General features: G+C 70.8%; 15 protein-coding genes. 9 read left to right on the top strand and 6 right to left on the bottom strand.

Annotated elements, in window-relative coordinates; genetic code table 11:
- Window positions 1-3 precede the first annotated feature (3 nt).
- The gene (locus V6V47_RS03350) at window positions 4-780 is read left to right on the top strand and encodes a DeoR/GlpR family DNA-binding transcription regulator (protein WP_334626512.1); all 777 of its coding nucleotides are present in this window, start codon (window positions 4-6) and stop codon (window positions 778-780) included.
- A gap of 197 nt (window positions 781-977) precedes the next feature.
- On the opposite strand, the gene V6V47_RS03345 is transcribed toward V6V47_RS03350, so the two are convergent.
- Entirely contained in the window at window positions 978-1,253 is a 276-nt protein-coding gene (locus V6V47_RS03345) for a hypothetical protein (protein WP_334626511.1), read from the bottom strand.
- A 56-nt stretch (window positions 1,254-1,309) separates the two neighbouring features.
- Window positions 1,310-1,558 (bottom strand): DivIVA domain-containing protein, encoded by a 249-nt coding sequence (locus V6V47_RS03340; RefSeq protein WP_334626455.1) that lies wholly within the window; start codon window positions 1,556-1,558, stop codon window positions 1,310-1,312.
- Window positions 1,559-1,887: 329 nt separating this feature from the next.
- Between V6V47_RS03340 and V6V47_RS03335 the strand changes: the two genes are divergently transcribed.
- Both V6V47_RS03335 and V6V47_RS03330 read left to right on the top strand, forming a co-directional pair.
- Window positions 1,888-2,760, top strand: coding sequence for a helix-turn-helix domain-containing protein (locus V6V47_RS03335; protein ID WP_334626454.1), 873 nt, complete (start codon window positions 1,888-1,890; stop codon window positions 2,758-2,760).
- Window positions 2,757-2,963, top strand: coding sequence for a DUF397 domain-containing protein (locus tag V6V47_RS03330; protein WP_334626453.1), 207 nt, complete (start codon window positions 2,757-2,759; stop codon window positions 2,961-2,963). The genes V6V47_RS03335 and V6V47_RS03330 overlap by 4 nt, the downstream gene beginning before the upstream one ends.
- Here the strand turns inward: V6V47_RS03330 and V6V47_RS03325 are convergent.
- Window positions 2,960-3,577 carry a TetR/AcrR family transcriptional regulator gene (locus tag V6V47_RS03325; RefSeq protein ID WP_334626452.1) on the bottom strand — a complete coding sequence of 206 codons (618 nt, stop codon included), beginning with the start codon at window positions 3,575-3,577 and terminating at the stop codon, window positions 2,960-2,962. The two genes, V6V47_RS03330 and V6V47_RS03325, sit on opposite strands and share 4 nt — an antisense overlap.
- Window positions 3,578-3,617: 40 nt before the next feature.
- On the opposite strand from V6V47_RS03325, the gene V6V47_RS03320 reads away from it, so the two are divergent.
- The 3 genes from V6V47_RS03320 to V6V47_RS03310 all read left to right on the top strand — a co-directional run bounded on the left by V6V47_RS03320 (window position 3,618) and on the right by V6V47_RS03310 (window position 6,444).
- Entirely contained in the window at window positions 3,618-4,775 is a 1,158-nt protein-coding gene (locus V6V47_RS03320; protein WP_334626451.1) for a glycosyltransferase, read from the top strand.
- 102 nt (window positions 4,776-4,877) lie between these two features.
- The gene (locus V6V47_RS03315; RefSeq protein WP_334626450.1) at window positions 4,878-5,420 is read left to right on the top strand and encodes a hypothetical protein; all 543 of its coding nucleotides are present in this window, start codon (window positions 4,878-4,880) and stop codon (window positions 5,418-5,420) included.
- Window positions 5,421-5,490: 70 nt separating this feature from the next.
- The gene (locus V6V47_RS03310; protein WP_334626449.1) at window positions 5,491-6,444 is read left to right on the top strand and encodes a sporulation protein; all 954 of its coding nucleotides are present in this window, start codon (window positions 5,491-5,493) and stop codon (window positions 6,442-6,444) included.
- Between the two features lie 72 nt (window positions 6,445-6,516).
- Here V6V47_RS03310 and V6V47_RS03305 read toward each other — a convergent pair whose 3' ends face one another.
- Window positions 6,517-6,888 carry a hypothetical protein gene (locus V6V47_RS03305; protein WP_334626448.1) on the bottom strand — a complete coding sequence of 124 codons (372 nt, stop codon included), beginning with the start codon at window positions 6,886-6,888 and terminating at the stop codon, window positions 6,517-6,519.
- Between the two features lie 276 nt (window positions 6,889-7,164).
- Between V6V47_RS03305 and V6V47_RS03300 the strand changes: the two genes are divergently transcribed.
- Window positions 7,165-7,572 carry a hypothetical protein gene (locus V6V47_RS03300; protein ID WP_334626447.1) on the top strand — a complete coding sequence of 136 codons (408 nt, stop codon included), beginning with the start codon at window positions 7,165-7,167 and terminating at the stop codon, window positions 7,570-7,572.
- Window positions 7,573-7,677: 105 nt separating this feature from the next.
- On the opposite strand, the gene V6V47_RS03295 is transcribed toward V6V47_RS03300, so the two are convergent.
- Complete coding sequence (locus tag V6V47_RS03295) at window positions 7,678-9,972, bottom strand: HelD family protein (protein WP_334626446.1); 2,295 nt, start codon at window positions 9,970-9,972, stop codon at window positions 7,678-7,680.
- A gap of 148 nt (window positions 9,973-10,120) precedes the next feature.
- Between V6V47_RS03295 and V6V47_RS03290 the strand changes: the two genes are divergently transcribed.
- Window positions 10,121-10,756, top strand: a complete 636-nt coding sequence (locus V6V47_RS03290; RefSeq protein WP_334626445.1) for an SGNH/GDSL hydrolase family protein — start codon at window positions 10,121-10,123, stop codon at window positions 10,754-10,756.
- Window positions 10,757-10,918: 162 nt separating this feature from the next.
- Here the strand turns inward: V6V47_RS03290 and V6V47_RS03285 are convergent, their stop codons facing one another.
- Window positions 10,919-12,061, bottom strand: coding sequence for a LolA family protein (locus V6V47_RS03285; RefSeq protein WP_334626444.1), 1,143 nt, complete (start codon window positions 12,059-12,061; stop codon window positions 10,919-10,921).
- Window positions 12,062-12,157: 96 nt separating this feature from the next.
- Here V6V47_RS03285 and V6V47_RS03280 point away from each other — a divergent pair, with 96 nt between their 5' ends.
- Window positions 12,158-12,814, top strand: a complete 657-nt coding sequence (locus V6V47_RS03280) for a response regulator transcription factor (protein ID WP_334626443.1) — start codon at window positions 12,158-12,160, stop codon at window positions 12,812-12,814.
- Window positions 12,815-12,884 lie beyond the last annotated feature (70 nt).

Here is a 12,884-nt window from a genome sequence, read left to right as displayed (position 1 = left end):
CAGATGCTCGCCCAGCAGCGGCAGACCGCCATCCTCGATCTGATCCGCCAACGTGGCGGGGTCCGGGTAAGCCACCTGGTCAGTCGGTTTGGTGTGTCCGACATGACCATCCGCCGCGACCTGGAGGTGCTGGCCGAACGCGGGCTCGTGGACAAGGTGCACGGCGGTGCCACCCTGGCCGGGCCGGGCTCCGCCGAGGAGCCCGGCTTCGCCGCCAAGTCGATCCGCCAGCAGGCGGAGAAGCGGGCGATCGCCGAGCGGGCGGCGACGATGGTCGAGCCGGGAATGGCCATCGCGCTTTCCGCCGGCACGACCACCGCCGCGTTGGCCACGCTGCTCTCCGACGTACGGGGGCTGACCGTGGTGACCAACTCGATCCCGGTGGCCGACGCGCTCTACCAGAATCCGCGCGCCGACCAGACCGTGGTGCTCACCGGCGGCATCCGCACCCCGTCGGACGCGCTGACCGGCCCGGTGGCCGAGGCGGCGATCAGCGCGCTCAACGTCGACCTGCTCTTCCTCGGCGTGCACGGGCTCAGCCCCCGCACCGGCTTCACCACGCCCAACCTGCTGGAGGCCGGGGTCAACCGATGCCTGATCAGCGCCGCCCGCCGGCTGGTGGTGCTGGCCGACCACACCAAGTGGGAGACGATCGGCATCGCCACCATCGCCCCGCTGGAGGCAGCCGACGTGCTGATCACCGACGTGGGAATGCCGGCAGAGGCGCGTACCGCGATCGGCGAACAGGTCGGCGAGCTAATGGTCGTCGAGGCCAGCTAGGTACCCGAGCCGCGCCGTGCCGGGCCTCGTCCCGCGCGGTGCCGGGCCTCGTCCCGCGCCGTGCCGGGCCTCGTCCCGCGCGGTGCCGGGCCTCGTCCCGCGCGATCTTGCACTTTCTGCCTCGACGTAAGGGGCATTCCGCGCATCTTGGCGACCGGAACTGCAAGATCGCGGGCCTGGGTGTGGGTGCCGTCTAGCTAGGGGGCGTCGACGGGCAGGCAGGGGCCGCCGTGGTCCGCCTCTCGCGCGCAGCGGCGACGGTCGGGCATGATCCGGTCGCAGAAGACCCAATGTCGTACGTGCTGCGCGTCCTCGGCCGAGACGGTGGTCGCGGCGACGTCGACCTGCGGCGTCGAGGTCAGCGATCGAGCGAGGGTACGCGCCAGCTCCAGCGCCCCGGCCAGGTCGGGCACCGCCACCGGTAGGTGGATGACGTGCCGGGGCGGCGGTTCCGCCGACTCGGTGAACGCCAGCACGGCAGCCCGGGGTAGCGGTACGAAGATCCCGCCCGGCGGCTCGTGCGGCGGGCTCACGGCTGACGCCTCTCGGACCAGGCGCTCTGCCACGTGCGCAGCGCCCGCTTTACCCGGGCGTTCTCCTCGCTGAGCAGCGCCAAGTCGTGGTGCAGCGCGGCCAGGTCGAGTGCGACGCGGTGCAGGAACCGTCGTACCTCTCTGGGGTTGAGGCCCCGACGGCCGAAGCCGACGGTGGTGAACTGGCGGTCGCGGACGTGGCGCGGATGCAGCCGGGTGCCGCCATAGAGCGTGCCTCTGGTCATCGGTCACCTCTCTCGTCACTGATCGGCGGGCGGGTCAGGGGCGCGAAGGCGCCCTTGTGTGGTAGTTATTCGTCAAGTCGGTTCGGAGCCGGGATTCGCACATCCCGACGCTCTAGTTGAGACCCGACGAGAGTCGGTATGCGCCTGCCACTCGCGAGGCCGTCTCTCGTCACCTTCTCGGCTGTTGGCACAGCCGCGGTTGCCGTGTTTGCACCGGGCGTCCCCGGGGGCCGGCGATCACCCTCACCCGAAGGCCACGTTTCCAGTGGCCTCGGTATTGGTGCAACGACACCAACGGAATCCTTTAGCGGGTGCCTGGAGAGGTGAGCATGGCCGCGAGCAGAGAGCCATTCGTCCGAACCCTGCGTGCTCAGTGGTTGGGCCAGCAGATGCGTGAGCTGCGGGAGCGACGTGGCCTGACCCTCAAGTACGTCGCCCAGTACCTGGAGCGCGACTTCTCGTCGCTGGCACGTTACGAACGAGCTGAGTGGCCGTTCCGGAGGGAGCTGGTCGTCGCGCTGCTCGATCTCTACGGCGTCCACGACGAGCGGGAGAGGGAACGGCTCATCCAACTCGCCCAGGATGCCTGGCGGGTCGACCGCTGGGATAGCAGCGCCGACAGGACGATCTACGACACCTCGTTCATCGACTTTCCCTGGCTGGAGTCGAGAGCCGAGCAGGTCTGCACCTTCTCGGCTCTGCTGATACCCGGCCTGCTGCAGACCCGCGACTATGCCGAAGCAGTCATCAGGAACGCCGAGCCAAGTTCCGCGAGTGAGGTCGAAATCCGCAAGTGGGTACAGCTGCGGGTGGACCGGCAGCGGCTGTTGGGCGGGCTGTCGCCGACGAAACTCGCCGTCATCATCGAGGAGGCGGCGCTACGGCGGCCGGTGATGAGCACGAGCGTGATGGCGGCTCAACTCGCCCACCTTGCACGGTCGGCAAGGAAGCCCAACGTCGAGATCCGCGTCGTCCCGCTCACGCTCGGGCTGCACTCGGGCTTGGACGGCACCTTCTGGCTCTTCAAGATGCCTGCTCCGTATTCTGATGTGGCCCATGCAGAAACCCTCGGAGGGCGGCTCTTTCTCGAGTCAGACAAGGCTCTGCGGTATGTGCGCGCGTACGATCGCCTTCGGGAGGCCGCACTCAGCGCGAACGAGTCGGCGAAGCTGATCACAGCACTCGCGGAGGAGCTGTCATGAGCGAGTCCATGCCCGTCGCTTGGCATATCGGCACCAGGAGCCCCGACAACGGTGGCAACTGTGTCGAGGCTGGGCCGATCCTGGATGGTTCGGGTCGAGTCGCGGTACGCGACAGCAAGGACCGCGCGGCGGCAACCCTCGTCTACCCCGCCGCCGGGTGGAGTGCCTTCGTCAGCGGCATCAAGCACGGCGAGTTCGGCTAGGCCCCGAGAAGCGCCTCGGTGGCCCGGTCGACGAGCCACCGTTCGGCGTCTTCGTACGACCAGCCGCCCTCGTCCACGAGCTGCGGCCAGGAGTGCAGGCCAAAGTAGAACCAGAGCACCTGAGTTGCCTGCTCCACGGTGAGGTCCGGCCGCAGGGCGGACAACTCCTCGAGTCGTGCCGCCCCCACCCGCAGCGCCTGGCGGTAGGCCGCGGCACCGTCTCGTGCTGCCGCGGCGGCGCTCGCTGTCATGCCGGCCGCCGCCCTCATCAGCCGGATCGTGTCGGGCCGGCTCTGGTGGCCGTACCGTGTGCCGGCGCCGATCAGACGCACGACCTCGCGGGGGTCGGTGGCGACCGCCGTGGCCGCCACGTTCTCGGCCGTCTCCGGGTCGTTGACACCGGCCTCGATGAGCGCCCGCAGCAGGGTCGGCTTGCCGCCGACGCTGGTGTAGACGGTGGCCACCGCCACTCGGGCGCGGGCCGCGATGTCGTTGACGGTCGTGGTCGCGTACCCCTGGGTGAGGAAGAGGTCCTGAGCCGCGTCCAAGATCAACCGGCGGGTGTGTTCGGCGCTCTCCTGGCGCCGACTGGCGCGTGGCTGAGCGGCTGTCACCAGGGCACTATACGGCCCATCTCGTCAGAAGAGTATTCTGATGAGTATGCGAGTCCTCTTCTCAACGACGCCCGCGTTCGGGCACTTCCTCCCCCTGCTTCCGCTCGCCCGCGCGTTTCGGCGGCAGGGCCACGACGTGGCCGTCGTCACCGCCGTGGGCATGACCCCGCTGATCTCGCCCGAGGGCTTCGAACTGCTGGCGGCCGGTCCCATGCCGGACGCGCTCTTCGCCGAGGTGGGCCGCAAGCTGGGCATCAACCCGGCGACCGAGCCCACCCCGGAGGCGGTGGCCGAGTTCTTCGCCGGCGTGCGGATCGACCTCACCGCCGACGAGGCGATCGCTCAGGCGAAGCGGTGGCAGCCGGATCTGATCATCAACGAGATGGTCGACTTCGTGGGGCCACTGGTCGCGACCAGCCTCGACGTGCCGCTGGCCACCGTCGCCTTCGGGCCGTCCGTGCCGGCTGAGTTCACCGACGCGCTGACGGCGACGGCTCGCCCACGGTACGAGGAGCGCGGGCTACCCGCACCGGCCGGCACGCCGTCCGGCCGGTGGCTGCTGGACACCTGCCCGCCCGGCCTCCAGTTCCCGGACTTCGCCGTACCGTCGGGCATGGAGCGCATCGCGCTGCGACCGGAACCCCACCAGGCAGCCGACGCCCTGGCGGGCGTCGGCACCCCGCAGGCCGGCGGGCGGCCCCGGGTGCTGGTGAGCTTCGGTACGGTCTTCGCCGACCCCGCCGTGGTCGGCCCGCTGCTGGGTGCCCTCACCGCCCTCGACGTCGACGTGGTCGCCACGCTCGGTCTGGACGGCAAGCCGGAGGACTACCAGCTCGACTCGGACCGGGTGGAGTTCAGCCCCTTCGTGCCGCTGGCGCAGCTCTTGGAGAACGTCGACGCGGTCATCACCCACGGCGGCGCCGGCACGACCCTCGGCACGCTGGCTCGTGGCATTCCGATGGTGGTCGTGCCGCAGGGCGCTGACCAGTTCTTCCAGGCGGATCGGGTCGCCGCGTCCGGTGCGGGCCTCGCGCTGATGCCCGGGCAGGCCGACCCGGCAGCGATCGCGGCGGCCCTGCGCCGGCTGCTCGACGAGCCGACGTTCACCGCCGAGGCGCGTCGGATCAGCGCGGAGGTCGCTGCCATGCCGACCCCCGACCAGGTGGTCGAGCGACTCCGCGCCGAGGTGGCCGGCTAGCTCCGCCGCACTCGGGCACTGTGATCGACTCCGTTTCGGCGAAACCGGGGTATCCACTCGACCAGGACACCCCCACATCCCCGAAACGGAGTCGATCACGAATTGGGTCGCGCTTGGCAGGCGCTGTGGGACCGCACCAAGGACCCCGACCCGGAGGTACGCGAGGAAGGCGTCCGAGGGTTGGCGCGGCGCCGGGACCGGCGTGCCCCTGCATTGGTACGCGGGCTGCTCGCCGAGGACCAGGTCCACGCGTTCACCTTCGAGGCGGCCGCGTACCTCGCCGACCCGTCGCTGCTGCCGTTGCTCAACGAGTTCGAGCCCGACGGGCGTGGTCTGGCCGAGGCGCTGCGCGAGTGTGATCCGGTGCGACGGGCTCACCGCGACGACTGGGCCATGCGACTCCTGGAACTCGTCCACCTGCTCCGACCCGATCTCGATGTCGCCGTGCTGTGCGAGCGTTTCGAGCTCGGCCTGTACCTCGAGGTGACCGTGCAGCCGGAGAGTGAACCTGGCCGGTGGTGGGTGGACGGGCTCCTCACACGGGCGGGAGGCGACGCAGACGTGGCGGCCCAGCTCGTCGTCGACGACGTGGCCCGCGAGCTGACGCGACGCACCGCCGACCTCACAGGCACCTCACAGCCCTAACGCATAGGGTGCCCCGAGAGTCAACGGCCGACTCCAACCTGGAACGGTCGGATGTCGCACAGGAGTTCCGATGGTCTTCAAGAAGATGTTGAGCGCGTTCGGTGTGGGCGGTCCCAGCGTGGACACTGTCCTGACCAACCCCAACACGCGGCCCGGCCTCACCCTTGACGGGCAGGTCAACCTCGTCGGCGGCGACAGCCCGGCGGCCATCGAGCAGGTCGTGGTCGGTCTGGTCACCCGGGTCGAGGTCGAGGGACACGACGCCGAGTACGCGGGCACCATGGAGTTCCACCGGATGTCGGTCCGCGGCGGGTTCGAGCTGGCTCCGAAGCAGCAGCTCTCGATTCCGTTCCAGCTGCCGGTGCCGTGGGAAACGCCCATCACCGACGTGTACGGCCAGCGCCTGCACGGCATGACGATGGGCCTGCGCACCGAGCTGGCGGTGGCCCGCGCGGTGGACAAGAGCGACCTGGACCAGGTGGCGGTGCACCCGCTGCCCGTGCACGAGCGGATCCTGGAGGCGTTCCAGCGCCTCGGCTTCGGGTTCAAGCACGCCGACCTGGAGCGTGGCCACATCCGCGGTGTCCAGCAGACGCTGCCGTTCTACCAGGAGATCGAGTTCTTCGCCGCGCCGCAGTACGCGGGCACCGTCCGGGAGGTCGAGCTGACCTTCGTGACCAGCCAGCGTGGGGTCGACGTGATCCTGGAGTGCGACAAGCGGGGCGGTTTCCTCAGCGCCGGGCAGGACGCGTTCGGCCGCTACCAGGTGTCGCACGCCGACGCCGACCGCGTGGACTGGGCGCAGGTGGTCGACGGTTGGCTGCGCGAGACCACGTCCCGCTACGGCAGCCTGCGCTCGCACGGCTACGGGTCGAGCCACGGGCATGGCCACAGCCGTGGGCACGGAATGGGCGGCATGGTGGCCGGTGCGGCCCTCGGTGTCGCTGGCGGCATGATCGCGGGCGAGATGATCGAGGACGCCTTCGAGGGTGACTTCGGTGGGGATTTCGGCGGCGACGAGTAGTCGTCCACATGCCACGATGGCCTCCGGGAGATTCTCCCGGAGGCCATCGTGCGCTGTGCCGTGCGTACCCGCTTAGTGGCGGGCCTTGCGCTCCTGGCTGCTGCGCCAGTTGCTGCCGGCCTTGGCCAGACCACGGCTACCGAGGTAGCCCAGGGTCAGCAGGGTGATCAGGAACCAGGCGTTGTCGGCCCGGAAGATGTCCACCCCAGCGGAGTTCTTTCCGACTACCTGCGAAGCGCCCAGTACGGCGGCCACCGCGATGAGGTAGATCCAGAACTCGGTGGTCAGGAATGCCTGCTTGGTCTCCGTACCGGGTGCCTGCATGTCGTTCCGTTGCCCGTCGTGCATGACCGGCATCTGCTGCGTGTTGCGCATCGACGCGGGGTTCTGCGCGTCCGACATCGGCCGGTTCATCGGCCTGGTGGAAGCAGCCTGCGTGCTCATCTGGTCCTCCTCAGGATTTGATGAGGCGTACCTGCATTCCCTCGCCCCGCTACCGCGTTTCGGCCACGGCACGGTTCGCGTTCACGGCGGGGACACCCCCCGACTACCCGAGGCCAGGGAGCAGGTAACACCAACCACCGGCCGGAAAATTCAGCCGGACCATCGAGGGCAGCACGTCCTTTTCATGCACTTATGACGGAATCTCCGACTGGGCCGGTTTGGCTGGCCGGTGGCCGGGCACGCAGTCGGTTCCACAGCTTCTGCGAGGTGATGGACGTGCGTGAGGACGACATGCGGCAGGAAGCCGCTCGCCAGGCCGAGGACCGGATCGCCGGCGGCGTGTACGGCAAGGGCGCCCTCGACGAGGTGACGCTGCCCCGCACCGATGTGGAGCGGATGATCCAGCAGGACGACCCGGACGACCCGGCGAAGGTACCGATCGACCCGCAGGTGCTGCGGGACGGCGGTCCCACCCGAGGCCAGGGTGCGGTCACCACCACCGGCGGCACCGCCGGGCCGGCCAGTGTGCGCCGGGTGGCTCGGCAGCCAGAGCGGCATCGGGGCAAGGTGGCCCCGACGACGACCGGCGACGCCACCACCGGCGGTCTGAGCACCCCGATGAGCGGTGGCACCAGTGACCAGTCCACCTCGGCCACCGGCCCAGGAAAGTCCATCAACGACTGACGCTGACGCCCTGACCCGGCGTGATCATGAGGTTGGCGTGGCTGCCGGAGTTCGCAGACCACGTCAACCTCATGATCGACCACTGGGTCAGGTGCGGCCGCGGGGTCAGCCGACCGGACGCAGGATGCCCAGGCGTTGGGTGGCGCGGGTGAGAGCCACGTAGAGGTCGCTGCGCCCGCGCGGCGACTCGGCCACCATCCGCTCCGGGTCGACCACCAGCACCGAGTCGAACTCCAGACCCTTGGCCTGGGCGACGGTCAGCACCACCACGCGACTCTCCAACTCGGGATGCTCCCCGACGGCGGCCTCCGGCAGCGCGGCGGTCAGCGTCGCGCCCAAAGCATCCACCCGGCCGGCCGGCACGATCACGCCGAGCCGGCCCTCGGTCAACCCGGCGGCCTCCCGGGTGGCCGCCGCCACCAGCTCCGCCGCCAGCTCCTCGTCGGGCACCGTCCGGTCCCACGGGGGTACGCCGCTCTCCCGCACCGAGCGCGGTGGCTGCAGCGTCGGGTCGATCTCGGCGAGTACGTCGGCGGCGACCGCCATGATCTCGGCGGGGGTGCGGTAGCTCACGGTCAACTCGGTCAACCGCCACCGCTGCGCCACGTACGGGGCGAGGGCATCCGCCCAGGACGGCGTGCCGGTGAGCGCACCGGTCTGCGCCACGTCCCCGACGATGGTCATCGACCGGCTCGGGCAGCGCCGCATGAGCAGCCGCCAGGCCATCGGCGACAACTCCTGCGCCTCGTCCACGATGACGTGGCCGAACGCCCAGGTCCGGTCGGCGGCGGCGCGCTGCGCGGTGGTCAGCCGGTCCGCCTCCTCCTGCCGTTCCAGCAGCCGGTCCGCGTCGATCAGGTCGGTCACCCCGAGGATCTCACCGCCGTCGGCCTCGTCCTCGACGTCGATCGAGCGGGAGCCCCGGGCGATCTCCAACACGCCCTCGGCGTACTCCCGCTCCAGCGAGCGGATCCGCTCCCGGCGGGCGGCGGCGGCGCGCTCGTCCTCACCGAGCAGTTCGGCGGCCTCGTCCAGCAGCGGAACGTCGGCCGGCGTCCAGCCGCCCGGCTCGCGGTGCAGCAGGGCCCGCTCCTCGTCGGTGAGCATCGGTGCGGCGGTGGCGATCCGGTCTGGGTCGGCGTACAGGTCGGCCAGCAGCCGCTGCGGGCTGAGCACCGGCCAGAGCTGATCGAGGGCGGCCCGTACCCCCTGCTCGTCGCGCAGCTCGCGGCGGATCTCGGCCCGGTCGGCCTCGTCGAGCAGGTTGTCGCCGCCCAGCGGGTCCGCGCCGATCCGCTCGGCCACCTGGTCGGCGAGCGCGTGCACGATCTCCACGTCGAACAGCGCCCGGGCCAGGTTGTGCGGCCGGTCGGTGCGGCGCACCCGGTCCCGGGCTGTCCGCACGGTCTCCGGGTCGAGGCTCAGCGCCTCCCGCTCCACCTCGATCTCCAGCGGGGCGTCCGGCACCCACTGCCGGTCCCGTACCGCCAGCGCCAACACCTCGGCCAGCACCGCCCGTCCCTTGAGGGCGGCGACCTCGGCGGGCTCCGTCCGTCGGGCACTCACGCCCGGAAAAAGATCGCCCTGGGTACGCAGCAGGACGCCGGTCTCGGCCAGTGTGGGCAACACCTGGGAGATGTAGCGCAGGAACGTCGCGTTCGGGCCGACCAGCAGCACGCCTCGGCTGGAGAGCTCTCGGCGGTGGGTGTAGAGCAGGTATGCCGCCCGGTGCAGCGCGACGGCTGTCTTGCCGGTGCCGGGACCGCCCTGCACCACCATGACGCCGGGCAGGTCGGCCCGGATGATCTGATCCTGTTCCACCTGGATGGTCTCGACGATGTCCCGCATCCGGCCGGTCCGGCCCGCGTTGAGTGCGGCCAGCAGGGATGCCTCGCCGGTCAACTCCTCGTGCGCGCCGGGCGCGGCGGAGTCGATGTCGAGCACCTCGTCGTTGAGGCCGGTCACCTTGCGCTGCCGGGTACGCAGGTGCCGCCGGCGGCGTACGCCCTGCGGGTTTGCGGCCGTGGCGAGGTAGAACGGGCGCGCGGCGGGCGCCCGCCAGTCCATCAGCAGCGGGTCGTAGTCGCCGGTGGTGTCGAAGATACCGATCCGGCCGATGTAGTGACGGGCGTCGTCGTCCCCGTCGAGCCGGCCGAAGCAGAGACCGTTCTCCACGGCGGAGAACTGCTCGACCTGCTCGGCGTACATCTGTACCGAGCTGTCGCGCTGCGAGCGGTCCTGGAGAGTTCCGCCGGTGCCGCGCAGCTCGTCGGCGAGCCGGTTGGCGGCCTGCTCGCGCAGCCCGTCCAGCCGGGCATAGAGCATCGAGACGTACTCCTGCTCGCGACCGATCTCGTCATCGAGCGGCAATTCGCCGGAACCGCCGGAGTGCCTTGACAAGCCGTCTCCCTTAAGATTAGAATCCCTTGCAGGAACGGCTTTTAGCCGTTCTTTTTTGTGCCCTCGAATTGTTGAAGATAGCGCGTCCGGCCGGCCCCTACCAAGCCGGCCCGTTGCGACGCGCCCGGTGATCGCGAGGTGGCGGCAGATGATCCTGCGTACCGGGCAGCGGGTGGTCTTCATCGGCGACAGCATCACCGACTGCGGCCGGCGGGACACCGCCGCGCCCTACGGCGCCGGCTACGTCAGCCTGGTCCGTTCCCTGGTCAGTGCCCGCCATCCGGAGCTGGACCTGGAGTGGGTCAACCGGGGTGTGAGCGGTGACACCGTCCGGGACCTGGCGGCTCGCTGGGCCGCCGACGCGATCGCCGAACGCCCCGACTGGCTCTCGGTGCTGATCGGCATCAACGACATCTGGCGGCGCTACGGCGACCGACCGGACGAGGCCGTCCCGATCGACGAGTACGAGCGCACCCTGCGTGACCTGCTCCGCCAGGCGGTGGACGCCACCGGCTGCCGGCTGATCCTCGGTGATCCGTTCCTGATCGAGCCGGACCGCACCTTCCCGCAGCGGGCCGACGCCGACCGCTACGCCGCCGTGGTGGCGGCGCTGGCCGCCGAGTACGACGCGGTGCACGTGCCGACGCAGGCGGCCTTCGACCGGGTGTTGGCGGTCAGCCCGGCGAAGCGCTGGGCAGACGACCGGGTCCACCCTCATCTGCCCGGTCATGCGGTGCTGGCCGACGCGTTCCTTACCGCTTTCGAGGCGACCGCCACACACTGACCAGGCGCGACTGGCGTCGGCGACGGCCAAGATCCGCACAACTTCGGGGATAGCGCTGCTTGCCGCAGGTGGGAGGCAGCAGATTCCGGGAAGTTGTGCGGATCTTGGGAGGCGGTGCGGTGCGGTGGTGGACTGCGGTGCGCCGCGTGCGGCACCTCGCTTTCAGCCGCGGGCGGCCTCGTAGAGCCGCTCCGGAGTGACCGCTCCGGCGAGCACGCGGCCATCGTCGGTGAGGAGCACGCTGAACAGCTTGCCGGTGAGCAACCGCCCGCTGCCCCAGTCGCCGCTGACCGCCGGCAGCCCTCCGAGCAGCTTCGACAGGTCCGCATCCGGCCCGGCACCCGCCGGCTTGTCACCGGCCGGCTTGTCACCGGCCGGCTTGTCACCGGCCGGCTTGTTGCCGTCGGCGCCATCGACGCGGGCGACGAGCACGGTGGTCCAGCCGGTGCCCACGGCGCGCACCTGCTGGTCGCCGGACTTCTCGGTGTGCCCGGGCTTACCCGCGGCAGGCCGCTCGGCGGTCTCCTCGGTCACGGTCACCCCGGGCGGTGGGTTGAACGTGAACTGGTCGGCGTCGGGGCGCCGGTAGTCGACCTGCGTGAAGGCCATCTCGAACGCCGGCCGGTCGCTGCCGGTGGCGAGCACCTCGAAGCGCAGCGGCACGTGCTGCTTGGCGTCGATGGCGATCCGCAGCTGGTGGACCAGCGAGGCGCTGTCGCGCGGCTGGAGCACCAGCTCGTACGCGTCCCGGCCGGCCACGGTCGCGGACCGGCCGACGCTGACCTCGGTGCTCGGGTCGATCGCGGCCAACGCCAGGTCGGCGGCCTCGCGGGGAGTGGCCGGCAGGCTCGGCGTCGCCTCCGGCGACGGGCCGTTCGCGACGTCGCCCAGCGTGGTGTGACGGGCGGTGTTGGCGCGGCTCTGCCAGGTCCACAGGTCCCGGCCGTTGCGGATGACGTCCCGCTCGCCGAGGGTGTCCACGAGGGCGAGGCGCTGCCGGTCCGGTCCGGAGTACCAGACCCGCAGGGTGTGCGTACCGGTCAGCAGGGTGGTCAGGTCGTTGCCGCCGACCAGCCCGAGCACCGGCGGCAGGCCGAGGTCGGCGCGCTGCACGACGGTGCCGGACAGCCCTTCCAACCGGGAGGTCTGTAGATCGACAAGCAGTTGGGCGGCGGTGCGCGGCGGCAGGCTCGGTTCGGCCTCGGCGGCGAACGTGCCGATCGCGGCACCGCCACCGATGACGGCGACGGCGGCGGTCGCCGGGACGAGCCAGCGCAGAACGGGACGGCTTCTCAGGACGGGCATGGTGGGTACCTCCTGGGACCATCCTGCCGGGTCGGCGCTGTGAACGTGCTGAGGACGCCGATCCTCCGGGATTGACCCCGGTGGCACCCTTGGATCGTGCGATTGCTGGTGGTGGAGGACGAGACCCGGTTGGCGGACGCGTTGCGGCGCGGGTTGCAGGCGGAGGGGTTCGCCGTGGACGTGGCGGCGACCGGCCCAGCAGGGTTGGACGCCGCCCGACACGGCGGGTACGACGCCATGATCCTCGACGTGATGCTGCCCGGCCTCTCCGGCTACGAGCTGGTCCGGCGGCTGCGCGCCGAGCAGCACTGGCTGCCGGTGCTGATGCTCTCCGCCAAGGACGGCGAGTACGACCAGGCCGACGGCCTGGACTGCGGCGCCGACGACTACCTCACCAAACCCTTCTCGTACGTGGTGCTGCTGGCTCGGCTGCGGGCACTGCTGCGTCGAGGCGCACCGGAACGTCCGGCGGTGCTCGCGGTCGGTGACCTGCGGTTGGACCCGGCCCGACGGCGGGTCACCCGGGCAGACGCCGAGGTGGCGCTGACCGCGCGGGAGTTCGCGCTGCTGGACTACCTGATGCGCCGACCCGGTCAGGTGGTCTCCAAGATCGAGCTGCTGGATCACGTCTGGGACGCCAGCGTGGAGACCGCCCCGAACGCCGTCGAGGTGTACGTGGGCTACCTGCGCCGCAAGCTCGGCCGGGACCGGCTGGAGACCGTCCGGGGCGCCGGCTACCGGCTGGCCACATGACGTCGGCCGTCCCGGCGCGCGCTCGTCGGCCTGGGCTCGGTTGGCTGCCGGTGCTGGGGCTGCGGGGCCG

The organism is Micromonospora sp. CPCC 205539 (assembly GCF_036906815.1).
Taxonomy (GTDB): domain Bacteria; phylum Actinomycetota; class Actinomycetes; order Mycobacteriales; family Micromonosporaceae; genus Micromonospora.
The sequence above is the reverse complement of the archived record's forward strand: the minus strand, read 5'-3'. Positions and strand labels throughout refer to the sequence as shown.